Below are 22,162 nucleotides of genomic sequence, written 5' to 3'. Positions count from 1 at the left end.
TTACCACATAGACACATAGTTTTTTTGTGGGATTAATTTCAGAATAGATTACAGTAAAACTATTTGACCTTGCTTTTAAGAGATAAAATAGCTCTTTTTTCTATGTGCCTATGTGGTTTTATTTTAATGATTAATTAATCAGAAACTCTATTATAAAAAACTTTTTATTTCTAAATTTGATGAAAACTAAACGATGAATTTCACTTTCAAAATTACCTGCACCGACGAAAAAGGCTTGGTTTACAGAATCTCAGAGGTCCTTCTCGAAAACGGTCTCAACATCATCAAAAATGATGAATTCGTGGACAGCGAAAAGTCATTGTTCTTTATGAGAACCGAAGTTGCAGGAATTGCCGACCCTAATAAAGTGATTGCCCAACTCAAAGATCAAATCGGAAATTGCGAAATAGAATTGAGTAGCAACAAACTAAAAGATGTCGTTGTTTTTGTGACCAAGGAACATCATTGTTTGTCGGACTTATTGATCAGAAATCAGTTTAAAGACCTTAATTTTAATATTCTTGCAGTCGTTGGGAATTATGAAAATCTAAGAGAATTGACAGAGAAATTTCAGATTCCGTTTCATTATATTTCGACTGAGAATATCACAAGAGACGAGCACGAAAATCTGATTAAAGAAACACTGAAGAATTACGAGTTTGATTATTTGGTTTTGTCCAAGTTTATGAGAATTCTGTCTTCAGATTTTGTGGCGAATTTCAAAGGGAAAATTATAAATATCCACCATTCATTTTTGCCAGCTTTTATTGGCGCCAATCCGTACAAACAGGCTTTTGAAAGAGGCGTGAAGATCATCGGAGCAACTGCTCATTTTGTGACGAACGATTTGGATGAAGGTCCAATTATTTATCAGGATATAATCAAAGTGACGCATTCCAAAACAGCAAAGGATTTGGCGAAGTTAGGAAGAGATGTTGAGAAGAATGTTCTGGCTAATGCTTTGAAATTGGTCTTTGAAGACAAGGTTTTTATCGATGGGAATAAGACAATTATTTTTGAATAAGTGATTGATAATCTACTTTTTTAACTAAAAATTCTAGTTAAAAAAGTAGGTGTTAATATTATAAATAATGCTGTAATCATAGCTCTTCGATAATAATTGAAAATGTAAATACTTGACAATATTTCCAGTTCATTATCATTAATTTTATCATTCGTTATATTTCCATTACTGCAAAATTCAATTTTTTTTTCATTGGGGATTTCAATATTCCATCTTGTATTCCACACATTCGTATATTTCCAGTTGACTTCGTTACCGTATAATCTTAGGAAGGCTTTTTTATTCCAGCTGCTATAATTTATTTTTCCGACAATTTTATTATCAGAATTAATAATTTCAGTCTGTTTATCAAAAAATCCTTTTTCCTTATAAATAAATCTTTTTTCATTTAGTTCGGCAACAGTAATGTTTGACAAGTAATTTCTTTTTATGAATCCAATTTCCTTATCAACTTCATAAATTTTGTAACTATTTGAAAATATATATTTTTTAAAATTATATTTTGTTTTCATCTTTTATTTTGTGCTTTTATAAATTTAAAAATAATTTTTAATTAAAAAAATATTTAAATCAATAAAATTGCAAAAAATCACCTAATCCCCAACAACTGAAACAATTCCTCTTTCTTATTAAGCGCAATAGAAATACTTTTCCCGTTCACAAGTTCCACCATATTTCCGCTGAGACTTCGGATGGCTTCCAGATTGATGATAAACGAACGTTGAACCCGGAAAAATTTTGGTAAAGTCAGAACTTCATCCATCGATTTCAAAGTTGCTAGAGTAGTGTAAGTCTCATTTTGGATGACGATTTTCAAATAGTCGCCTTGCGCTTCTACATAAAGGATTTCGTCTAAAAGGATTTTCGTGAGTTTTCCATCAGACTTAATGAAAATCCTGTCAGAATTGACTTGATGAACCGTAGAGTTTTGTTTTAAAATGATATAATCTTTCGCTTTGTTCACGGCTTTCAAGAAACGGTCAAAGCGAACTGGTTTTACCAAATAATCTGTCGCTCCAGTTTCAAAACCATCCAAAGCAAAATCTCTGTGAGCCGTGATAAAGATAATGACAGGCGGCTTTTCCAGACTTTTCACCAGATCCAAACCATTGATCTTCGGCATTTGAATATCACTGAAAATCAGATCAACATTATTATTCTCCAAAAACATCAAAGCTTTTACGGAATCTTCAAAAGAATCCACAAGTTCCAGAAAATCAATTTCTTTCACGAAGTTTTCTATGATCTCTCTTCCGATTGGTTCGTCATCCAAAACGATGCAACGCAGTTTTTCCATTGATTATAAGTTGATTTTAAGTTCGACTTTAAAGCTGTTTTCGAATGTCGATATTTTCAAATCGTGTTGATTTGGATATAATAAATGAAGGCGTTTTTTGATATTTTCCAATCCAATTCCACCAAATTCTTTTTTGATTTCTGTTTTATCAAAATCATTTTTGAGAACAAAATAAAACGTATCATTTTCAATCTTAATTTTTTGATTTATGAATTGTTTATCAGAATTCTTCAAGCCATATTTGAACGCATTTTCGATGAATGTAAAAGTCAAAAGTGGCGCGATGTAAAGTCCAGCAATCTGATCATCATCCAAAATTTCCAACTGGATATTTTTATCTTTCGGATAACGCATTTTCTCAAGCTCAAAATAATTTCTGATGAAGTCCAATTCCTTTTCCAGAGACACTTTTTCAGAATTAGATTCGTAAAGTGTGTAACTCATGATCTCGGAAAGATTCAAAATGACTTCCGGTGCCGAATCATCTTTTTTAACACTTAATCCGTAAAGATTATTTAAGGTGTTGAAGAGGAAATGCGGATTAAGTTGCGATTTCAAAAAGTCTTTTTCAATATTGATATTCTGGATTTCGACTTCCAGTTTTTGCTGTTGAAGTTGTGTTGTTTTATTATAAATTCTCACAATCTCAAAGAGGATTTTCACAAAGAAAAACGGTAACAAAATATAGATCACAAGCATAATGTTGGACAGTACAACCTCAAGTCCAATGACTTCTTTAATGCTTTGATTGGCAAAAACCTTAATCATTCCAGCGAATCTTCCAGTTTTGATTTCCCAACCAAAATAGTGGTAGAGGCGAAACATAGAATTGTTGACGATCAGCCAAACATAAATGCTTATGGGAATTAATATTGATATGACGATCAGGAAATAGTTGATTCTGAATTTCTTAATTTTTGGAAATATCAAATAAAAAAATCCATAAAAGATAACTGCATTGCTTACAAACGCTCTGAAAGTCATCAGGAAACATTCAAAAAAAGTGATTTTGGAATCAAAACGATAGTAGACAAAAAGTAATGCAGAAAAGAAAAACCACATCAGGAAATGGAAAATGATCTTCGGACTTCTGTTGTAAAATCGTTCAAAGTCCTGCAGAAAATTTTGATTTGACAGTTGTTCTTTCGGGAAAGGGTTTTCTTGCATTTTGCTTGTATTAAAAGGCATTTTCAAAAATAAGCTTTTGAGATTTTTTAAAAGAAACAATTTGAGACAAATTATAGAATTCTGATAATGGCGTTCATTACATTGATGACGTTGTGACCAAGGATTGAATAGATGAGATTGCCTGTGAATTTTCTTAGAATTCCGAGACTTAAAGAAGAGATCGAAGTTAGATAGACGATTGTAATAATATCAAATTTTAACTGGTGATCTGCTGTTAAAATGATGCCGTGAGCAACTCCAAAAAGAAGTGTGACAATCACAAATGACCAACCGAACCTGATTCCTTTGTAATGCCAATTCGGTAAAAAGACCCTGTCAAAGATCCAAAGATAGATTCCACGGAAAAGTATTTCTTCCGTTAAACCTGGCATTGTGGCTTGAAATGCAAAAGTTTCCAGGTCAAATTCTCCACCTTTTGGAAACAAAATAAATTTGAAGGCAAAATCAAAAATTAAAAATCCAAGGAAAACCAAAACACCGAATTTGATTTGTTTTTTCGAGTTTGCAGAAGTGGTAAAGCCTATTTCTTTTCTGTCATTTTGATTCACAAAAAAAATAACTAATAATGAAGTTGCTAAGCTTAAGAATTTCCCTAACCAAGAAAATTTGAGCCCAAAATCTGGTAAATATTGTTTGATTAAAATCTGAATGTAATTGTCTGCCAGAAAGAGAATTAAGAATAAAAGAAGGAATTTCATATTTCCTTTTTTTGATTTGAAGAAAGCGATAATAAAGACTGGAGACATCACCAAAAGCCAAATGAGTGGAGTAAATAGAGACATTTTTTGTTTGTTTTAATTTGTGCCTCAAAAGTAGAATTGAAAAACTCTAGAATAAATTCTGATCGGTGAGATAGAAATTTTATCCGTCAGAATTTAATTTTTCATCGATGAAGAAAAATCATTATTTTTATCGGGAAATAAATCAAACACTATGTCGATCAACAGACGAGACTGGCTGAAAACCGCTTTCCTGGGAAGTGCAGCGCTCACACTTTCCCCACTTGAATTCCTTGCAAAAAATACCCCGAATTTTAATGAACTGAAGAACGATGACAAAACCATCCGACTTTGTTTCAACGAGAATCCATTTGGCGTTTCCCCGAAAGCTTTGGAAGCTATGCAAAAAAGCCTTAGTCTGTCATCGATGTATGATTTCAAATTTGCAGATGTTTTGAGTGGAAAATTAGCCGAAAAGAATCAATTGAAACAAGAGAATCTTTTGGTTTCTGCAGGTTCATCATTCTTGTTGGAATTGATTATCAAGTATGTTTCACTGGACAAAGGTCATTTCATTATTCCGGATCCATCGTTTACGATCTTTGAACCGATTGGCGAATTTTTGGGAATGTCAAAAACTGTAGTTCCTTTGAATGAACAAAAGCGAATCGATCTCGATAAAATGAAAAGCTCGATCAGAAAAGATACAAAGCTGATCTATATCTGCAATCCAAATAATCCAACCGGAGATTTACTTTCAAGAAGTGAAATTGAAACTTTCATCAAGTCTGTTCCAGACAATATCACGATCTTGGTTGATGAAGCTTACATCGAATTTACCAACCAAAAATCTTTGAGCGATTTGGTGGATACTTATAAAAACCTGATTGTGACGAGAACATTTTCCAAGCTTTACGGATTTGCCGGCGCAAGATTGGGTTACGCGATTGGAAATCCGACATTGATCAAAGAACTTAAAAAACTTCAAAGCTGGAGTGGCGCAGAAATCAGCGTAACGACGATGGCTGGCGCAATTGCTGCGATGGAGGATCAGGAATTCATTTCCAAAGTTTTGGATAACAATCAAAAAGTGAAAGACTTTACAATGTCTGAATTCCAGAAAAGAGGCATCAAAACCATTCCGTCTTCTGCCAATTTCGTTTATTTTTCTTTGGATAATTATAAAGACAATTATTTCAAAAAACTGAAGGATGTGAAAATCTTAGGTGGAAAAACCTATGAGCAAAACGGGAAATGGACTAGAATAAGTTTTGGAACGATGGAGGAGATGAAGGTTTATTTTGGGGCGATTTCTTAGAGTAAATATTATGACTGATAAACAAATCACTTTAGATAAATTAGAGGCATTTAAAAATCTTAACAAGTTTTCATATTCTGCTTGGGAACAAAGAGGGCTAAATCCATCAGCAAATGAAATTAGTGATAAACTTGAAATTTTATTTAATAAATGTACTGATGAATTAATAAATGCTATAAATTTAAGTCTTAGAACAAAACAGCTAAAACTTATCCTAAAGCAAAATCTTGAAAGTCTTTCTAGTTCAGATTTTGATACCGAAGAGCGTGAGTTTATTTGTGATTATTTTGACCAACTTTCAAAAATCGTTTCTGTTGAATTTAAAAACAATTTAAATGGTTGGCTTTATGGAAACCTTCTTAATACTTTATTTAAGTTCTCATCTTTTTTTAAAGGAAAAGTAAAAGATAAAGAAATCCTATCTCAGGATTGTACAAAATGTAATTCTAAGTTGGAGACTTTTATTACAAAAAAAGAAGTTGGAATTCCTGATTATTCTTGGAAAATAATACAGTGTCATAATTGTAAAGAGTTCAATTTACTTTCAACTGGACCAAACATCAAAGAGCTTCGTTTTGGTAATTATAAATTAATTGAACAATTACTGAAAACTGAATTTAATGAAGAAGAAGCTAAAATAAGGCTTAATCAAATTAAAGTTTTTAGAAAACACTAATTAAGCCATAATATTACTAAACTCCTTCCGATACTGCGACGGACTTTTCTGTGTATGTTCCTTAAAAGTTTTATTGAAATAACTGAAGTTATTGAAACCACTTTCAAAACAAATATCCGTAATGCTCATCGGCTGTTCCGCCAAAAGTTTCAGTGAATGCGTGATTCTGTATTCATTCACAAATTGAGTAAATGTTTTATTGGTAATTTTTTTAAAATATCTGCAAAATGAAGGAACAGTCATTGTTGCCAAACCTGCGACTTCTTCCAAACTGATCTGGCTTTTAAAATTATCCTTCACGTGGTTGAAGATGAGATTGATTCTGTCATTATCCTCTTTTTGTGTTTGCAGATAATACTTTCCGGCGTTCAGGATTTGAAAATCTTTGGTGTGAGCCAGCTCGTCAAGAATTTCAATGAATGTCAAAAGCTTGTCGAGATAAGACAATTCTGAAAGCGTTCTTATTTTTTCGCTTAGTGATTTCTTCACTGTTTCGCCAAATACAATTCCGCTTTTCGCCGTTTCCAGCATCGAAAGAATTCTTTGCATTTCAGGCGCATCCCAAAACTCCGTTCCAAGAAAGTTTTTTGAAAACTGGATGACCACTTCGTACTCATTATTGGTATTTTCATTCGTCAGTCCGCAGTGAGGTAAATTGCTGCCAATCAGAATCAAATCGCCATTCGAGAAATTGGAAATATTACTCCCGATTTGCCTTTTTCCGGATCCGCCGCAGACAAATATCAACTCAATCTCCGGATGATAATGCCAGAATTGTGTTTTTATATTTTCATTTTTCAAAAAGTAAAGACACGTGAAACTGCTTCCAATATTAGGTTTTACGGCTTCGTACAAAGGGCTGTGATGTTTCATAATGTAATCCTTGATGCAAATTTACGAAAATGAAATTATATATTCAATATTGTCTTTTAATGTTAAGTTAACATTTAGTTTATGTTAATATAGGACATATTTGTGAAAATCAGAATGTATTAATTTTTTAGATTCAGATCTACATTTGTATCGTTGAAACAATCAAAAAAGAATATTATGAAAAAGTTTATAAAATTAAGTTTCCTTATCGGAGTTTTATTAATCTCAGGAAGCGCAGTTGCAAGAGACATCGATTTTTCTCTTTCTTTCAATACAGTGAATAATAAGAGCATCAATTTCAATATCTCAAATTCGAAAAACGTATCTCTTTATTTTTATGATGATTCCAAAGACGAACTTTTTTCTGAAGTCATTTCAAAAAGCAATTCATTAGAAAAGTCTTACAACTTGGATAAATTGGCTGACGGAAATTATTATCTGGTAGCGGAATCTGATAACAGAATTGAAAAATATAAAATTACAGTAAAAGAAAATCAGGTAAATGTTGACAAATCTCCTATTTCTGCGATCACCAAACCAGAATACACAATCAACAAAAACTTTGTGAAATTACAAATGAAAGATGTGGTTGGCGATGTAAAGGTTTCAATCTATGATACTGCAAACAACACTTATTACAGCAAAAATAATTTGGCTAAAGATGGCGTGATCAATCTAACTTTTGATCTGAACCCGAATAATGCTGAAACATACATCATTAATGTTGAAAAAGACGGCGACAGCTTCAGCAGAATGATCTCAATGAAATAGTTTCCCGAAACTAAGGTTATATATATTATTTTCTAAAGCTTCACATCGTGTGAAGCTTTTTTTTGGTTGATTTTTTATTAATGAAAAAATAAAAAAGCCCAATCTCAAATTGGGCTTTAGTCTGTTTAAAGAACTTCTTTGATGTGTCTGTAATTGCTTGAAATCGTGTCCGCTACTTCTTTGAAATTTCCGTCGAGCATCATTCTAGTCATTGCGATTCCCATTCCTTTCATCTGATCCCAGCCGACTTTTGGCGGCATCGCCAAGGCATTTGGATCTGTGAAAACGTTGACCAAAACCGGGCCTTTGGTTTGTAAAGCATCATCAATCGCTTCTTCCACTTTTTCCGGATCAGTCACATTGATACCTTTGATTCCGAAAGCCTGAGCCAGCAAACCGTAGTCTGGATTGATCATATCTGTTTCATTGTCAGGGATGCCGTTTACTTCCATTTCCAGTTTTACCATTCCCAAAGAACGGTTGTTGAAAACGATAATTTTGATTGGAAGATTGTATTGTTTAATAGTTGCGATATCACCTAATAACATAGAAAGTCCGCCATCACCACAAAGTGCAATGACTTGTTTGTCAGGACTAGATAATTGTGCGCCAATCGCCATTGGCATTGCATTCGCCATTGTTCCGTGACTGAAGGATCCTAATAGTTTTCTCTCGCCGGTTGCTTCCAAATATCTTGCACCCCAAACGCAGCACATTCCGGTGTCAACTGTGAAAATGGTGTCTTTATTAGCTTTAATATTTAATGTTTCGGCTACAAATTCAGGAGAAATATGACTTTCTTTTCCTTTATCTTCAACATAAGATCGGAGATTATTTTTTACTGTTTGATAGAATTCTAACTGTTTATCAAGGAATTTTCTGTCGTCATTAATTTTGATTAATGGTAAAAGATCGACCAATGAATCTTTGATTTTTCCGGCAAAACCTCTTGTCAGTTGCGCACGTCTTCCCAAACGTTCTGGCTTGTCATCAATTTGAATGATCACTTTATCAACGGGCATAAATTTCACATAAGGAAAATCTGTTCCGAGTAATAAAATAATGTCCGCTTCGTGCATTGCTTTAAAAGCGGAAGGCAATCCCAAAAGTCCAGTCATTCCCACTTCGTAAGGATTGTTATGTTGGATTCCCATTTTCCCACGGAAAGAATACCCGATTGGCGCTTTGAGTTTTTCTGCCAAAGCAATCACTTCTGAATGCGCTTCGGAAGCGCCAATTCCACAATAGATTGCGACTTTTTTTTCTGAATTAAGATGATCTGCAATCCAGTTGGTTTCTTCTTCGGAAGGGATAATTCTTGGATTCGTTTTGAAAACTAAATCTGAGCTGATGTTTTTTACGGAGTCAGCTTCGAAAAGATCACCGGGCATTCCCAAAACTGCCACACCTTTTTGCGAAATCGCGTGCTGCAAAGCGGCTTGCAACATTCTTGGTGCTTGTTCGGGCGTTGTAGCAATTTGATTGTAAACCGAACAGTCATCAAACAATTTGATCGTATTAGTTTCTTGGAAATAAGAAGTCCCAAACTCTGAACTTTCACAAGTCGATGCGATGGCTAAAACCGGAACATTTCCTCGATTGGCCTCATAAAGTCCATTAATAAGATGAACGTGACCCGGCCCGGAGCTTCCTGCGCAAACTGCGAGACCTTCCAATTCAGCTTCGGCAGCAGCAGCGAAAGCGCCAACTTCCTCGTGTCTCACGTGAATCCATTTGATGGATCCTTCACGTTTGATGGCGTCATTTAAAAAATTAAGGCTGTCACCAGTGACAGCATATAAGCGTTTAACTCCCGTTTTAACTAGGATTTCGACAAATTGGTCAGCGATATTTTTAGACATAGTTTTATGAATTAAATTAAAAAATAAAATTCACAAAAGATGTTCCAATCAACGATCTTTATTTATAATTAAATGTTAATTAAATCAATGAAAATGTTTCGGGAAAGCTTCTCGTGGTGATTGTTTCAGAATGTTGATAAGAAACCAAGATTTCAGGAAACCGTAGCCGTAAGAAAACATCTGAATGTAAGTTGAGATCACCGCCATTGATGCAATGCTGATATTCTTTGTCACAACCAAAGCGTGAAATAATACAAGAAAAGTATAAAGTCCATACAAAGCGAGAATCAAACCATTTCCCCAGACGAAATAATGGATAATTCCAACCATATATCCCAAAAGAAAAACGCCTGGAAACCAAAAAGTCAGTTTGGTATATTTTGGATGTCTGTGATTCAGAATCGGTCTTGCACAACCGAATTGGTAAACCTGTTTTGAGAATTTTCCAAAGTCAGTTCTTCGCTTATGATAAACGCCAATGTTGTCATAGAACATAGTCGTGTAGCCATTTTCCCACAGTGTCATCGAGAGATCCGGATCTTCGCCAATTCGCATTTCTGAGAAACCGCCAACTTTCAGGAAAATCTCTTTGTTCACGCCCATATTGAAACTTCTCGGCTGAAATTTGGTCACAGCGCTTTTCTTTCCACGGATTCCACCAGTTGTAAACACCGAAGTCATAGAGTAGGAGATTGCCTTTTGCATCAGGTTGAAACCTTTGTGCGCTTTGTCTGCGCCACCAAAAGCATCGCAAGGATTTTCAGTAAGGTTTTTCTTGATATTTTCGATGTAATCTGTTTCAACGATGACGTCAGAATCTACGAAAACCAGCCAGTCGTTTTTTGCTCTTTTTGCCCCATAATTTCTGGAAAGTCCAGGCCCGGAGTTATCTTTTCTGAAAAACTGAATATCCAATTGTCCTTCAAATAATTCTACGGTTGGAAGAAGCGCGATTTTGGAACCATCATCCACGATTATCACTTCAAAATCTTTGTCGGTTTGATGAGACAAGGAATTAAGAAGCTCGAACAATTCGTCTTTTCTGTTGAATATGGCGATGATGATGGAGATTGTTGGATTCAAGTTGAAAGATTAATGTAATTTAAAACCGAATCTCAAAAATATGGAAAAAGGTTTTAAGTTTTATAAAAACTAAGAGCTGATTTGAAAGATTAAAACTTCATTCGATTTATTACGTTAATTTTAGTTTGTATCTTCGTATAGAAAATTTTATTAAAATGAATGCTATCAGACAGTTTGTAGATGTGAAAGATAATACTTTCCAAATCACGCTTCCAGAGAATTTTACAGCAAAAAGAGTAGAGGTAATCATTCTGAATTCGGACAATGATTTTCAAATATCCACAGAAACTAAAAATCTTATCAACGAAAGAAAAACTGATTATCTTAAAAATCCAGATAATGCGACTGACTTTGATGAATTTTTAGATGAATTGGAAGGTGATCTATGAAAACATACAAAGTCGTAATTTCAGAACTTGCAAAATTAGACATCAAAAAAGCAAAAAAATATTATAGAGATATCAATGCAAATCTTGCAAAACAGTTTTTGCTTCGAATTCGAGAATCAAAATCATTCATTTCTGAAAGTCCTAACGCTAATGATGTAATTTATGAAGATGTTAGAATGCACTTAATAAAACAATTTCCCTATCATTTGCATTATTTTTTGGATGAATATAGGGATGTAATTGTTGTTATCGCCGTTGAATTTGCTAAAAGAGAAAATCTTGATTTTTCTGAAAGGAAATAGTTTTAATTATTTCAAACTTTTAAAATGTTCTTGTGCTTCTTTGTCAGCATATTTTTCTCTTTTCCCATTTCCGAACAAATGAAAAATAGACAAAAAATCAAACAGAAAATCAAGAAAATTCATCATTTATTCCTCCTCCTTATTCATATATTTCCCTTTCTTAGAACCATCATACATTTCATACTGCAGGAATCTTGTTTCCAGTTTCCCATTGAACAATTTTATTTTTCTTGATGGTCTCAATCCAATTTTCTTCGGAGCATCAAGATCTGCAGAGATCAGCCAAGCCAAAGTATTTGGATAATGTTGCTTGAAAGTATCACCAATTTTCTTATAAAAATCATCATCATTAATAGAAATTCTCTCGTCATAAGGCGGGTTGAAAACCATCAACAATGGGAACAGATCTTTTTCAGATTCGAAGAAATCTTTATTTCTAAGTGTGATTACATCTTCCATTTCGGCAGATTCTATGTTGATGTGCGCAATGTCCAAAGCTTCAGAATCAATGTCGTAGCCGACAATTTTCCCGTTGAATTCTTTCACACGATTCAGTCGAACTTCTTTGATGGTTTTAAACAATTCTGAATCATAGTTTTTCCAGTTCTGAAAACCGAAATATCTTCTGAAAGTCTGCGCCGGCAAATCCATCGCAATCATCGCCGCTTCTATCAATAATGTTCCGGAACCGCACATTGGATCGAGAAAGTTTCCTTTTCCGTCCCAGCCCGCCAATTGCAACATTCCCGAAGCCAAAACTTCGTTGATCGGTGCAATAGTCTGTTCCTTTCTGTAACCACGTTTGAAAAGTGGATCGCCAGAACTGTCGATGGAAATTGTCACCAATTCTCTGTCAATGTGAAGATGGAATTTGATGTCCGGATTGTCTTTGCTTACGCTTGGTCTCATCTTATGTTTGTCCTGAAAATAATCGACGATGGCGTCTTTCATTTTCAAAGTCATAAACTGAGAATGGTGGAATCTTTCAGAATTTACAGTCGCGTCTATCGCAAAAGTCTGGTTTTTATCCAGGAACTCATCCCATTCAAATTTGAAAAGCTTATCGTAATATTTACTTTCATTATAAGCCTTGAATTCCATAATTGGAATGATAATTTTAACGGCTGTTCTGCAAGAATAATTAAGCTTGTAAAGAAATCCTAAATCACCTTCACAAGTGACTGCGCGGTTTTTGACTTCCACATTTTTACCTCCCAATTTCTTGATTTCTTCTGCCAAAATCTGTTCTAATCCGAAAAAAGTTTTGACCTGTATCTGAAGATTTTCTATATCCATTCTGCAAAAATAGAGTTTTTTGCTGGATGTTTGAGGCTGGAAGCTGGATGATTTACAATCTTAATATAACTTCCATCATCAATCTTCCATCATCCATCCAAAAAATCCTTATTTTTGCAAAATGCAATGGTTCGAAGAATGGTTTGATACGCCATATTATCACATACTTTACAAAAATCACGATTACAAAGAGGCTGAAGATTTTCTGAATCTTTTAACGGATTTCCTGAAAATTGAGAAAAATTCAAAAATAATTGATTTGGCTTGCGGAAAAGGCAGACATTCTATTTATCTTAATAAATTAGGTTATGATGTTTTGGGACTTGACCTTTCTGAGCAAAGTATCAGTTTTGATAAGCAATTCGAGACGAATACTTTGAAGTTTCAAGTTCACGATATGCGAAATCCAATTGAAAGCGAGCCTGTAGATGCGGTTTTCAATCTGTTTACAAGTTTTGGATATTTTGAAACTGAAGCGGAAGACAAAAGTGTTTTCAAATCTGTTTCTGATGTTTTAAAAGATGGTGGTTATTTTGTTCTTGATTTTCTGAATGCAGAATATGTAAAAAGTATTATCACGCCAACGGCTTCTATCGAAAGAGAGAATATTGTTTTTAATATCAAAAAACATATTGAAGGCGAATACATTATGAAGGAAATTGATTTTGAAGATCAGGGCAAAAAGTTTCATTTTTTTGAAAGAGTTAAGTTGACACGACCTGAAAAAATATTGCAATATGCTGAAGAATTCGGTTTTGAATTGTTGAAAAGATGGGGCGATTATCAGCTGAATGATTTTGATGAAGCTCGTTCACAGCGTTGTATCAATTTGTTTAAACGTCGGAAGGCAGAAGGAGGCAGTGTGAAGACTTCCAACATCCAGCTTCCATCTTCAAACTAAAGATTATGATTATAATTTTACTACTCATATTAAGCGTCCTGATCGGTGTTTTTCTCGGAAAGTATTTCGGAAGCAAGCAGCAATTCGCAAAGAATCTTCTGATTTTAAGCGCAGGTTTTCTGATTACGATCTGTCTTAATGAAGTTTTTCCTGAAGTTTATGAAACGGGCGGACATCAGATTGGAATTTTTGTAATCCTTGGCGTTTTGATCCAAATGTTACTGGAGAATTTGACCAAAGGTTTCGAACACGGTCACGTGCATCACGATTCCGACGATCATTCAATCATTCCGATTGCGTTGATTGCAGGTTTATTCGTTCACGCTTTTATTGAAGGGATTCCTTTGTCACACGAGAAGCAAACGTTGTCGCCTTATCTTTTGGGAATTCTTTTTCATAACATTCCAATTTCTTTTGTTTTGGGAAGTTTCCTGGCGCACAGCAAGAATTTCTCTACTAAATTTTGGATTATCGTCTCAGTTTTTGCATTAGCGTCACCTCTTGGAATGCTGCTTGGGAAATATTTTGACGAGAATCTAAAGGTCTATTTCTTAGCTGTAGTTGGCGGAATTTTTCTGCATATTTCATCAGTTATCATTTTTGAAAGCAACAAAAATCACAAGATGGACTGGCAAAAAATCGTTCTTGTAATCTGCGGAATCGCACTGGCATTAGGCGGACACCTGTTGCATCACCATTAAAAAAACATTTTCTTTTCTGACAGGAAAATCTTATTTTTACTCAAATTAATTCAATGGGATTTTTAGACCAAATATTCGGAAAGAAAGAAGAACAGGATCAGACCAAAAGTCTTTGGAAAAAGATTGAAACCCAGAAAGATCTAGACCTGGCAGTTGAGAAATCATTTCAGCAAAAAGTATTGATTTTCAAACATTCCACGCGTTGTTTTATCAGCAAAACAGTTTTGAAATCTTTCGAAAAGCAAATGGAGAATTCTGACAAAGAGCAATCTTACTATTTCCTGGATTTGATTGCACACCGTGATATTTCAAACGAGATTGAAAGCCGTTTCAATGTCACGCACCAAAGTCCTCAGCTGATTGCTTTGGAAAATGGAAAAGCGTTCTACAATGCGTCACACCAAAGTATTGATCTTGATCAAATTTAATCATCACTTATTTCTTAATAAACACAATTAACACAGATGGAATACCAGAATTTCCGCAATCACCTTTCACAAATATTAGGCGTTCCAATTGCCAGTCTCGAGGTTTGTTCGACTTTTTATGAGATCAAAGAAGTGAAGAAAAACGAAATTATCCTGAGAGAAGGAGAGATTTCGGATTCTACTTTTTTTGTAGAAAAAGGCCTTCTGAGAATGTATTCTATAGATAAAGCCGGGAAAGAGCACGTGATTCAATTTGCACCGGAAAACTGGATCATTTCTGATACCACAAGTCAATTGCTGAATGAGAAATCACGATTTTACATAGAAGCCATCGAGGAAAGTACGGTGGTGATCACAAAAGAAGGTTTTTTTGAAAATCTGTCTAAAATCTATCCGGACGTTGCAGAGAAAAATCAGAGATTGATGTTCAACCATATCAAAAGTCTGCAAAACCGTGTCAATGCACTCATCAGCACCACTGCGGAAGAACGCTATATGGATTTCCTTAAAAAATATCCTAATCTAATGCTGAGAGCGCCACAATGGATGGTTGCTTCATATCTTGGAATCACGCCCGAAAGTTTGAGCAGAGTCAGAAAAGAACTGGCAAAGAAGAAATTTGAGATTTAAATTTTTGAATGCGATACTTCTTTTTTTTAGTTTTATTTTCTGTTCTATTTTTTAGTCAACCTCAACTTTCAGAGAAGCTTTCCAATAAAACATTTTCAGCGAAAGTCATTGGTATTTCTGATGGCGACACGATGGAAATCCTTTATAAAAATGTTCCGACCAAAATCCGCTTGGCACACATCGATTGTCCTGAGAAAAGGGGAAAACAACCATTTGGGAATAATGCTAAAATTGCGTTGTCCAATCTTTGTTTTGGAAGAATCGTCACGATCAAAGGCGAAAAATATGACAGGTATCGAAGATTGATCGCAGTGGTCATCAATGATAAAAATCAAAATGTCAATCAGGAAATGATAAAACTGGGAATGGCCTGGCATTTTAAAAAATATTCCAAAGATCCAGTTTATGCTAGACTTGAGAGTGAAGCCAGAAAAAGTAGAATAGGACTTTGGCAAGATAAAAATCCAATTGCACCTTGGCTTTGGCGAGAAAAAAAGAAGAAATGAATCAAGAGATTTTAAAAGCAAACCTTTCCGATATTCCTGAATTATCACAAATGATGAAGGATTTCTACGCCATTGATTTCTATCCTTTTGATGAGAAATTGACGGTTGAGAATTTTCAGAAATTCATTAATGAAGGAAAATATGGCGATTGTTTTAAAATTCTTCTTGAAGGTGAAATAGCAGGTTATATTATTCTAGTTAAATATTTCAGTTTTGAATTTGGTGGCGAGATTTTTTTTCTGGACGAATTATTTGTGAAACCAGAATTTCAGGGAAAGTCGCTGGGTAAAAAAGCTTTGGAATTTGTGAAAAATTATTCGGTTGAAAACAACTTTAAAGTCGTGCTTCTGGAAATCGAAAACCATAATGACAAAGCGAAAAGACTCTATGAGCATTATGGTTTTCAAAATCATAAAAGGAGCTTGATGATTCTTAAAAATTGATTCCTAAATTTTTTAACTCTTCTCCCAAATCCGTTTCAGGTTTGATATGAACCACTTCAAATCCTAAATATTTTGCTGTGGTAATATTTTTAAAATTATCATCAATGAAAATCGATTCTTCAGGTTTCAGATCGTAACGACTCAACAAAACTTCGAAAATCTCTTTATCCGGTTTTATTAGTTTTTCAGTTCCGGAAACCACGATCTTATTTTCAAATAATTCGAAGAAATCGTAGTTTTTCAAAGCAAAAGGAAAGGTTTCCTCAGACCAGTTCGTCAGTCCGTAAAGATGGAATTTGCCCTTCAGCCTTCTCAGAATTTCAACATTTTGTGGAATATCACTTCGCAACATTGTTGTCCAGTTGTCGTAATAGGCACGAATCTCTTTTTCCCAAACAGGATGTTTTTCGATGAGAAATTCAGTTCCTTCTTTTAAGGTTCTTCCGCGGTCTTGTTCAGCATTCCATTCATCTATAGCGATGTTTTTCAGAAACCATTCCATTTTGTCAACGTCATTAAAGTACGTTTTGAAAAAATACCTCGGATCCCAATCCATTAAAACGCCTCCGAAATCGAAGATTATATTTTTAATTTTCATTTTTAAATATTAAATTCATTAACAACCTCATTCACTTTTTCTAAATAAGCTTTTTTCTGCTCATCAGTTGCAAAAGAATAGTTGAATGAATTTTTAACTAATGTAATAATTTCTACTTTTGAAAGATTCAAAGCCTCCTGAACCGCAATAAAATTCGCATTCATATAACCTCCAAAATAAGCAGGATCATCTGAATTAACTGTTGCTTTGATGCCTTTATCTAAAAGCTTTTTCAAAGGGTGATTGGTCATCACATCGGTGTTTCTCAACTCAAGATTGGAAAGCGGACAAACGGTCAATGCTAAATCTCGTTTGACGATTTCATTAACCAGATTATCATCTTCGAGACATCTGTTTCCGTGATCGATTCTCGCCACTTTCAGAATATATATGGCTTCCCAAATATATTCGGTCGGACCTTCTTCGCCGGCATGAGCAACGGGAATGTAACCTTCTTTCACAGATGCTTCAAACACTTTTTTGAATTTAACTGGCGGATTTCCCATTTCGGAAGAATCCAATCCTACAGCTGTGATGAGATCTTTGTAGGGAAGTGATTGCTTCAAAGTTTCAAACGCCGATTCCTCGGACAAATGTCGCAGATAACTCATAATGAATAACGAATTGATTCCCCATTTTTCCTTAGCATCGGTTCTTGCTTTTTGCAAACCACTAATAACAGTTTCAAAAGTAATTCCACGTTCTGTATGGGTTTGTGGGTCAAACATTATTTCGGTGTGAATCACATTATTCTCGTAGCATTTTTGATAATAGGCCATCGCTAAATCGTAAAAATCTTTTTCGTGGATGAGAACGCCAGCTCCGGCATAATATATGTCAAGAAAATCCTGAAGACAAGAGAATTGATAGGCTTTTTTGACCTCATCTATGGTTTTGTAAGGAATCGTGATCTGGTTTCTTTGGGCAATCTCGAACATCAGTTCCGGTTCGAAACTTCCTTCGATATGCAAATGCAATTCAGCTTTCGGAAGTGCTTTAATAAAATCTTTCATAGTTTTTGATTTATTCAAATTTAATAAAAAAGGCTTTAGAAAATGATTCTAAAGCCTCGATATAATATAAAAGTTAACTTTTATTTATCAATGGATCCCATTACTTTTTGAGCAAATGAGTTGAGCGCATCTTTTTCGCTCATTCCATTGTTGACGTTTGCGTGAACTTCAAGCGCACCGCAAATGTTGGTGATCAATTCTCCCGCAACGTTCAGATCTTCTTCAGAAACATTTCGGAATTCTGAAAAACTTTCCAAAACTTCCAAAGTCGCTTCCAGATTTTCCGGCGTTTGGTTTTGATAAAACTGTCTTATGATGGGTAATTTCATTATTTTAGATTTAAAGATTAAAAAATTAAATGATTAAAAAATTAATTATTAAGCTTTAATCTCTGAAAATAAAGTCGTCAAACTATCCGCTTTGTTGGTTTGAACCTGGCTTTTCAAAGCGCCACCTTCAAACACTGCGAATGTTGGCAAATTGTCAACTGTCGCCAGCTTTCTACTTTCCGGCAATTTTTCTGCATCTACGTAATAGAAAGGAATCTCGTCATTTTCTGAAGCCAGTTTTTTGAATTTCGGTTTCATAATTCTGCAGTTTCCACACCACGTTGCACCATACTGAACCATCACTTTATCATTCTCAATTACAATCTGTTGCAAGTTGTCTTCTGTAAGTTCTATGTACATAATTTTTATAAATTTAGCAATGTAGCAGTTTAACAATTTACCATTAATTGATTCATTGTTAAACTTTTACATTTTTACATTGTTATATTAGTTTTTGCTGAAGTATTCTGCAACGCCGGTTCTGTTGGCATTCATTGCTTCTTTACCTTCTTCCCAGTTTGCAGGACAAACTTCACCGTGTTTCTGAACGTGAGCGTAAGCATCGATCAAACGAAGATATTCTTTTACATTTCTTCCAAGTGGCATATCGTTTACAGACTCGTGGAACACTTTTCCAGTTTCGTCGATCAGGTAAGTAGCTCTGTAAGTTACGTTTGAACCTGTGTAAACTTCATTTCCTTCTTCATCGTAATCCAAATCCTGATCTACAATTCCAAGGATGTTTGCCAATTGTCTGTGCGTGTCAGCCAGGATCGGGTAAGTTACACCTTCGATTCCGCCGTTGTCTTTTGGTGTGTTCAACCACGCGAAATGTACTTCATTTGTATCGCAAGATGCACCGATGATAACTGTATTTCTTTTTTGAAATTCCGGTAAAGCTTCTTGGAAAGCGTGTAATTCAGTCGGGCAAACAAAAGTAAAATCTTTTGGATACCAGAACAAGATAACTTTCTGCGCGTTATTCACCGCCTCTTCAAACACATTGATCTTAAGATCGTCACCCATTTCGCTCATTGCATCGATCGCAACATTTGGGAATAATTTACCTACTAATGACATAATATTAAAGTTTAAATTGTTATTTTTTGATAGTGCAAAATTACAAAGATTTTGTGAATTGAATATTAATAATCGATTTATAAAATCTATCAATATGAAAGTCTGGAAACTAACGGTGTTATTCATATAATCTGAATGTTCATTGCAAAGAAAAAAGTGTGAATTATAAAAAAATGTCAAAATACTCAACTAAATTTTAAACAGATAATTAGCAAATAAATGGCTTCATGCAATACTTTATAAACATTTTAAAATCAATAATTTCTACATGGTGTTCAAATTTTTATATTTTTTTTTAATAATTTCGTCCTATTGAAAAAAAAGCATCCAAATTAAAATACAGTGCTCAAAAACATTTGAAAAACCTAGATAACCAGAATGCTTTTTAATTCCCTTCATTTTGCGATTTTTCTGCCTGTAGTCTTTATTTTCTATTGGTTTTTTACGAACAAAAATCTTAAACTCCAAAATGCACTGTTACTTGTATCAAGTTATTTTTTCTATGCTTGTTGGGATTGGCGGTTTATGTTTCTGCTGCTTTTTTCAACCTTATTGGATTACATTACGGGGCTTAAAATGCAGGATTCTAAAACTCAAAATCAGAAGCGATTTTGGTTTTGGCTGAGTATTATTATAAATCTTGGTTTCCTTGGCGTTTTCAAATATTACAACTTTTTTGCAGCTTCATTTGCACAAAGTGTCTCTCATTTGGGTTGGGAAATTAGTCCATTGATGCTAAATGTTGTTTTGCCGGTGGGGATTTCATTTTACACTTTCCATGGACTTTCTTATGTGATTGACATTTATAAAAACAGAATAAAAGCAGAACGGAATTTTGTGGATTATGCTGTTTTTGTCAGCTTTTTTCCGCTCTTGGTAGCAGGTCCCATTGAGCGGGCAACGCACCTTCTTCCTCAGATCAAAAAGAAGAGAACCTTTGATTATTCAAAAGCTGCAAATGGTCTGAGACAGATACTGTGGGGTCTGTTCAAAAAGATTGTCATTGCGGATAATTGCGCCGTATTTGCCAATCAGATATTCAACAACTCGGAGGATATGAGTGGCAGCACGCTGGTCTTGGGAGCTTTGTTTTTTACTTTCCAAATCTATGGAGACTTTTCCGGCTATTCTGATATTGCGCTGGGAACAGCTCGTCTATTTGGAGTGGAACTATTGCGGAATTTTGCTTTTCCTTACTTCTCCAGAGATATCGCAGAGTTTTGGAGGCGGTGGCATATTTCACTTTCATCCTGGTTCAAGGATTATTTGTACATCCCCCTTGGCGGCAGCAGTGGAGGGAATTGGATGCGGATTCGAAATACTTTTATCATCTTTGTTGTAAGCGGATTTTGGCATGGTGCCAATTGGACTTTCATTGTATGGGGATTTTTGAATGCTTTGTTTATCTTGCCATCCATCATAATGAAAACCAATCGCAATCATATCGGTATTGTTGCCAAAGGCAGACTATTACCTTCAATGAAAGAGTTAGTTCAGATGATTCTAACATTTTCATTAACAGTATTCGCCTGGATATTTTTCAGGGCAGTGAATATTGATCATGCTATTAGCTACATCGCCGGCATTTTCAAACCCTCGCTTTTCACCTTACCAAAATTTGATTTGATGGAAAATGTCACTTCAACTATTATTTTAATTGTGATTTTTCTTTTGATTGAATGGCAAGGAAGAGAAAATCAATATGCAATCCAGGGAATTGGAAAAGTAAATTCAAAATCGATTAGATGGATCAGCTATATTATTATTCTGCTTGCGATTTACTTTTACGGTAATTTTGGAGAGAATGTGGAGTTTATTTATTTTCAATTTTAAAAATATTAAGTATGAAGAAATTTTTCCTTAATATATTTTATTTCGTAATTATTGTACTCCTTTTTAATATTGTGGTTTTTGTCTTTTCTAATGATAACTATTATAAAGGTTATAATGAATTCCCAAGCAAAGATTTTCATTCATTCATATTGGCGGACTCTCACGGGATGCCTTTGGATAAATTTTCTGAAAAGTTTAATGTCTATAATTTCTCCTCAAACAGTGATTCTTATGCTGATATGAAAAGGAAAGTTTCTTATTTGATAGAGAATGAATATGCAGTCAAAACTATTTATATCACTGCAGATGATCATACGCTGAGTCCATACAGAGACGGAATTAATAATATGGATAAAAGTATTATTTATACGTCGAAGATTGATTTTAATTATATAAAAGAAAAATATTTGAAGTATTATTTTCCCATTTTTCAATTGAAGGTCAATGGATTATTCCGAATCTATCTGGAAGATAAAGTTAAAATTATTTTTAATCAGCAAGACAAAACTACCAACAATACGATCTGGTCCGAATTGCCTGAAAAAGAAAAAGGCAAAAGGGCAGAAGATCGAGTTTTAGGGCAATTTCCGGCAAAGAATAAAAGCAAAGAACTGGAAAAAACGCTGCGAGAAATTATTAATTTATGTCAGAAAAACCATATCGAGTTGATTGGTTTGAAATTTCCTGTCTCACGATCGTATTTAGAAAGATTGGATAGCAAAAATTACGGAGCAGACAAACTGCTGATATCAAAAGGACTGAAAATTATTGACCACAAATCAGTCTTCGAAGATAATGATGGTTATTTTAGAGATCAGGATCATCTAAATTCCGAAGGCGGGAAAGAATTTGTAAAAGTTCTGTTAACGAAATAAAAAAAACACCACGTTAAGTGATGTTTT

27 protein-coding genes are annotated in these 22,162 nt (G+C 34.4%); 14 read left to right on the top strand and 13 right to left on the bottom strand.

Features of this window, described 5'->3' with window-relative positions; all coding sequences use genetic code 11:
* The first annotated feature begins 193 nt into the window (after positions 1-193).
* Positions 194-1,024 carry a formyltetrahydrofolate deformylase gene (gene purU / locus LUD75_RS11235; RefSeq protein WP_232705768.1) on the top strand — a complete coding sequence of 277 codons (831 nt, stop codon included), beginning with the start codon at positions 194-196 and terminating at the stop codon, positions 1,022-1,024.
* Between the two features lie 20 nt (positions 1,025-1,044).
* Here purU and LUD75_RS11230 read toward each other — a convergent pair whose 3' ends face one another.
* The 4 genes from LUD75_RS11230 to LUD75_RS11215 form a co-directional block, all read right to left on the bottom strand.
* Positions 1,045-1,536 carry a hypothetical protein gene (locus LUD75_RS11230; protein ID WP_232705767.1) on the bottom strand — a complete coding sequence of 164 codons (492 nt, stop codon included), beginning with the start codon at positions 1,534-1,536 and terminating at the stop codon, positions 1,045-1,047.
* 77 nt (positions 1,537-1,613) lie between these two features.
* Complete coding sequence (locus tag LUD75_RS11225; RefSeq protein WP_232705766.1) at positions 1,614-2,321, bottom strand: LytTR family DNA-binding domain-containing protein; 708 nt, start codon at positions 2,319-2,321, stop codon at positions 1,614-1,616.
* 3 nt (positions 2,322-2,324) lie between these two features.
* Entirely contained in the window at positions 2,325-3,509 is a 1,185-nt protein-coding gene (locus LUD75_RS11220; RefSeq protein WP_232705765.1) for a histidine kinase, read from the bottom strand.
* Between the two features lie 50 nt (positions 3,510-3,559).
* Positions 3,560-4,291, bottom strand: coding sequence for a CPBP family intramembrane glutamic endopeptidase (locus LUD75_RS11215; RefSeq protein WP_232705764.1), 732 nt, complete (start codon positions 4,289-4,291; stop codon positions 3,560-3,562).
* A gap of 151 nt (positions 4,292-4,442) precedes the next feature.
* Here LUD75_RS11215 and LUD75_RS11210 point away from each other — a divergent pair, with 151 nt between their 5' ends.
* A complete protein-coding gene (locus tag LUD75_RS11210; protein ID WP_232705763.1) occupies positions 4,443-5,546 on the top strand; it encodes an aminotransferase class I/II-fold pyridoxal phosphate-dependent enzyme in 1,104 nt (367 codons plus the stop codon).
* A gap of 10 nt (positions 5,547-5,556) precedes the next feature.
* On the top strand, positions 5,557-6,222 hold the full coding sequence (locus LUD75_RS11205; protein WP_232705762.1) for a DUF4844 domain-containing protein: 666 nt from the start codon (positions 5,557-5,559) through the stop codon (positions 6,220-6,222).
* Here the strand turns inward: LUD75_RS11205 and LUD75_RS11200 are convergent, their stop codons facing one another.
* Positions 6,223-7,095 carry an AraC family transcriptional regulator gene (locus LUD75_RS11200; protein ID WP_232705761.1) on the bottom strand — a complete coding sequence of 291 codons (873 nt, stop codon included), beginning with the start codon at positions 7,093-7,095 and terminating at the stop codon, positions 6,223-6,225.
* Positions 7,096-7,272: 177 nt separating this feature from the next.
* On the opposite strand from LUD75_RS11200, the gene LUD75_RS11195 reads away from it, so the two are divergent.
* Entirely contained in the window at positions 7,273-7,866 is a 594-nt protein-coding gene (locus LUD75_RS11195; RefSeq protein ID WP_232705760.1) for a hypothetical protein, read from the top strand.
* Positions 7,867-7,991: 125 nt separating this feature from the next.
* Here LUD75_RS11195 and LUD75_RS11190 read toward each other — a convergent pair whose 3' ends face one another.
* Together LUD75_RS11190 and LUD75_RS11185 are read right to left on the bottom strand one after the other, a co-directional pair.
* On the bottom strand, positions 7,992-9,728 hold the full coding sequence (locus tag LUD75_RS11190) for a thiamine pyrophosphate-dependent enzyme (RefSeq protein WP_232705759.1): 1,737 nt from the start codon (positions 9,726-9,728) through the stop codon (positions 7,992-7,994).
* Between the two features lie 84 nt (positions 9,729-9,812).
* A complete protein-coding gene (locus tag LUD75_RS11185) occupies positions 9,813-10,811 on the bottom strand; it encodes a glycosyltransferase (protein ID WP_232705758.1) in 999 nt (332 codons plus the stop codon).
* Positions 10,812-10,966: 155 nt separating this feature from the next.
* Between LUD75_RS11185 and LUD75_RS11180 the strand changes: the two genes are divergently transcribed.
* Positions 10,967-11,200, top strand: a complete 234-nt coding sequence (locus tag LUD75_RS11180) for a hypothetical protein (protein WP_232705757.1) — start codon at positions 10,967-10,969, stop codon at positions 11,198-11,200.
* Entirely contained in the window at positions 11,197-11,502 is a 306-nt protein-coding gene (locus LUD75_RS11175; RefSeq protein ID WP_232705756.1) for a type II toxin-antitoxin system RelE/ParE family toxin, read from the top strand. Before LUD75_RS11180 ends, LUD75_RS11175 begins: the two co-directional genes overlap by 4 nt.
* A 126-nt stretch (positions 11,503-11,628) precedes the next feature.
* Here LUD75_RS11175 and LUD75_RS11170 read toward each other — a convergent pair whose 3' ends face one another.
* Complete coding sequence (locus LUD75_RS11170; protein WP_232705755.1) at positions 11,629-12,798, bottom strand: class I SAM-dependent RNA methyltransferase; 1,170 nt, start codon at positions 12,796-12,798, stop codon at positions 11,629-11,631.
* Positions 12,799-12,919: 121 nt separating this feature from the next.
* Here LUD75_RS11170 and LUD75_RS11165 point away from each other — a divergent pair, with 121 nt between their 5' ends.
* The 6 genes from LUD75_RS11165 to LUD75_RS11140 are packed head-to-tail and all read left to right on the top strand — an operon-like array spanning position 12,920 to position 16,407.
* Positions 12,920-13,699, top strand: coding sequence for a class I SAM-dependent methyltransferase (locus LUD75_RS11165; RefSeq protein ID WP_232705754.1), 780 nt, complete (start codon positions 12,920-12,922; stop codon positions 13,697-13,699).
* An 8-nt stretch (positions 13,700-13,707) separates the two neighbouring features.
* Complete coding sequence (locus LUD75_RS11160) at positions 13,708-14,400, top strand: ZIP family metal transporter (protein ID WP_232705945.1); 693 nt, start codon at positions 13,708-13,710, stop codon at positions 14,398-14,400.
* A gap of 53 nt (positions 14,401-14,453) precedes the next feature.
* On the top strand, positions 14,454-14,828 hold the full coding sequence (ytxJ, locus tag LUD75_RS11155; protein WP_232705753.1) for a bacillithiol system redox-active protein YtxJ: 375 nt from the start codon (positions 14,454-14,456) through the stop codon (positions 14,826-14,828).
* 36 nt (positions 14,829-14,864) lie between these two features.
* Entirely contained in the window at positions 14,865-15,458 is a 594-nt protein-coding gene (locus tag LUD75_RS11150; RefSeq protein WP_232705752.1) for a Crp/Fnr family transcriptional regulator, read from the top strand.
* Between the two features lie 8 nt (positions 15,459-15,466).
* Positions 15,467-15,964: a thermonuclease family protein gene (locus LUD75_RS11145; protein ID WP_232705751.1), complete on the top strand. Its 498-nt coding sequence runs from the start codon at positions 15,467-15,469 to the stop codon at positions 15,962-15,964.
* Complete coding sequence (locus LUD75_RS11140; RefSeq protein WP_232705750.1) at positions 15,961-16,407, top strand: GNAT family N-acetyltransferase; 447 nt, start codon at positions 15,961-15,963, stop codon at positions 16,405-16,407. The genes LUD75_RS11145 and LUD75_RS11140 overlap by 4 nt, the downstream gene beginning before the upstream one ends.
* Here LUD75_RS11140 and LUD75_RS11135 read toward each other — a convergent pair.
* The 5 genes from LUD75_RS11135 to LUD75_RS11115 form a co-directional block, all read right to left on the bottom strand.
* On the bottom strand, positions 16,397-17,005 hold the full coding sequence (locus LUD75_RS11135; RefSeq protein ID WP_232705749.1) for an HAD family phosphatase: 609 nt from the start codon (positions 17,003-17,005) through the stop codon (positions 16,397-16,399). The genes LUD75_RS11140 and LUD75_RS11135 overlap by 11 nt on opposite strands.
* A gap of 2 nt (positions 17,006-17,007) precedes the next feature.
* Positions 17,008-18,018, bottom strand: a complete 1,011-nt coding sequence (locus LUD75_RS11130) for an adenosine deaminase (protein ID WP_232705748.1) — start codon at positions 18,016-18,018, stop codon at positions 17,008-17,010.
* Between the two features lie 80 nt (positions 18,019-18,098).
* Entirely contained in the window at positions 18,099-18,347 is a 249-nt protein-coding gene (locus LUD75_RS11125; protein ID WP_034967957.1) for a hypothetical protein, read from the bottom strand.
* A 48-nt stretch (positions 18,348-18,395) separates the two neighbouring features.
* Complete coding sequence (locus LUD75_RS11120) at positions 18,396-18,707, bottom strand: thioredoxin family protein (protein WP_232705747.1); 312 nt, start codon at positions 18,705-18,707, stop codon at positions 18,396-18,398.
* A gap of 87 nt (positions 18,708-18,794) precedes the next feature.
* The gene (locus tag LUD75_RS11115; RefSeq protein ID WP_232705746.1) at positions 18,795-19,427 is read right to left on the bottom strand and encodes a peroxiredoxin; all 633 of its coding nucleotides are present in this window, start codon (positions 19,425-19,427) and stop codon (positions 18,795-18,797) included.
* Positions 19,428-19,805: 378 nt separating this feature from the next.
* Between LUD75_RS11115 and LUD75_RS11110 the strand changes: the two genes are divergently transcribed.
* Positions 19,806-21,260 (top strand): MBOAT family O-acyltransferase, encoded by a 1,455-nt coding sequence (locus tag LUD75_RS11110; protein WP_232705745.1) that lies wholly within the window; start codon positions 19,806-19,808, stop codon positions 21,258-21,260.
* 11 nt (positions 21,261-21,271) lie between these two features.
* Positions 21,272-22,135, top strand: coding sequence for a hypothetical protein (locus tag LUD75_RS11105; RefSeq protein WP_232705744.1), 864 nt, complete (start codon positions 21,272-21,274; stop codon positions 22,133-22,135).
* Positions 22,136-22,162: the final 27 nt, after the last annotated feature.

Origin of the sequence: Epilithonimonas sp. JDS, from assembly GCF_021261315.1 — a bacterium.
In the GTDB taxonomy this organism is placed as follows: domain Bacteria; phylum Bacteroidota; class Bacteroidia; order Flavobacteriales; family Weeksellaceae; genus Epilithonimonas.
This window is presented reverse-complemented; position numbering and strand designations above follow the sequence as displayed.

Excerpts from the sequence above, each read along its gene's own strand:
- LUD75_RS11105 (WP_232705744.1), top strand. The coding sequence starts at position 21,272 with ATGAAGAAATTTTTCCTTAATATATTTTATTTCGTAATTATTGTACTC.
- LUD75_RS11130 (WP_232705748.1), bottom strand. The coding sequence starts at position 18,018 with ATGAAAGATTTTATTAAAGCACTTCCGAAAGCTGAATTGCATTTGCAT.
- LUD75_RS11205 (WP_232705762.1), top strand. The coding sequence starts at position 5,557 with ATGACTGATAAACAAATCACTTTAGATAAATTAGAGGCATTTAAAAAT.
- LUD75_RS11210 (WP_232705763.1), top strand. The coding sequence starts at position 4,443 with ATGTCGATCAACAGACGAGACTGGCTGAAAACCGCTTTCCTGGGAAGT.
- LUD75_RS11120 (WP_232705747.1), bottom strand. The coding sequence starts at position 18,707 with ATGTACATAGAACTTACAGAAGACAACTTGCAACAGATTGTAATTGAG.
- LUD75_RS11225 (WP_232705766.1), bottom strand. The coding sequence starts at position 2,321 with ATGGAAAAACTGCGTTGCATCGTTTTGGATGACGAACCAATCGGAAGA.
- LUD75_RS11215 (WP_232705764.1), bottom strand. The coding sequence starts at position 4,291 with ATGTCTCTATTTACTCCACTCATTTGGCTTTTGGTGATGTCTCCAGTC.
- LUD75_RS11125 (WP_034967957.1), bottom strand. The coding sequence starts at position 18,347 with ATGAAATTACCCATCATAAGACAGTTTTATCAAAACCAAACGCCGGAA.
- LUD75_RS11165 (WP_232705754.1), top strand. The coding sequence starts at position 12,920 with ATGCAATGGTTCGAAGAATGGTTTGATACGCCATATTATCACATACTT.
- LUD75_RS11195 (WP_232705760.1), top strand. The coding sequence starts at position 7,273 with ATGAAAAAGTTTATAAAATTAAGTTTCCTTATCGGAGTTTTATTAATC.
- LUD75_RS11175 (WP_232705756.1), top strand. The coding sequence starts at position 11,197 with ATGAAAACATACAAAGTCGTAATTTCAGAACTTGCAAAATTAGACATC.
- LUD75_RS11170 (WP_232705755.1), bottom strand. The coding sequence starts at position 12,798 with ATGGATATAGAAAATCTTCAGATACAGGTCAAAACTTTTTTCGGATTA.
- LUD75_RS11180 (WP_232705757.1), top strand. The coding sequence starts at position 10,967 with ATGAATGCTATCAGACAGTTTGTAGATGTGAAAGATAATACTTTCCAA.
- LUD75_RS11200 (WP_232705761.1), bottom strand. The coding sequence starts at position 7,095 with ATGAAACATCACAGCCCTTTGTACGAAGCCGTAAAACCTAATATTGGA.
- ytxJ (WP_232705753.1), top strand. The coding sequence starts at position 14,454 with ATGGGATTTTTAGACCAAATATTCGGAAAGAAAGAAGAACAGGATCAG.
- LUD75_RS11220 (WP_232705765.1), bottom strand. The coding sequence starts at position 3,509 with ATGCCTTTTAATACAAGCAAAATGCAAGAAAACCCTTTCCCGAAAGAA.
- LUD75_RS11190 (WP_232705759.1), bottom strand. The coding sequence starts at position 9,728 with ATGTCTAAAAATATCGCTGACCAATTTGTCGAAATCCTAGTTAAAACG.
- LUD75_RS11230 (WP_232705767.1), bottom strand. The coding sequence starts at position 1,536 with ATGAAAACAAAATATAATTTTAAAAAATATATATTTTCAAATAGTTAC.
- LUD75_RS11150 (WP_232705752.1), top strand. The coding sequence starts at position 14,865 with ATGGAATACCAGAATTTCCGCAATCACCTTTCACAAATATTAGGCGTT.
- LUD75_RS11135 (WP_232705749.1), bottom strand. The coding sequence starts at position 17,005 with ATGAAAATTAAAAATATAATCTTCGATTTCGGAGGCGTTTTAATGGAT.
- LUD75_RS11115 (WP_232705746.1), bottom strand. The coding sequence starts at position 19,427 with ATGTCATTAGTAGGTAAATTATTCCCAAATGTTGCGATCGATGCAATG.
- LUD75_RS11110 (WP_232705745.1), top strand. The coding sequence starts at position 19,806 with ATGCTTTTTAATTCCCTTCATTTTGCGATTTTTCTGCCTGTAGTCTTT.
- LUD75_RS11145 (WP_232705751.1), top strand. The coding sequence starts at position 15,467 with ATGCGATACTTCTTTTTTTTAGTTTTATTTTCTGTTCTATTTTTTAGT.
- purU (WP_232705768.1), top strand. The coding sequence starts at position 194 with ATGAATTTCACTTTCAAAATTACCTGCACCGACGAAAAAGGCTTGGTT.
- LUD75_RS11140 (WP_232705750.1), top strand. The coding sequence starts at position 15,961 with ATGAATCAAGAGATTTTAAAAGCAAACCTTTCCGATATTCCTGAATTA.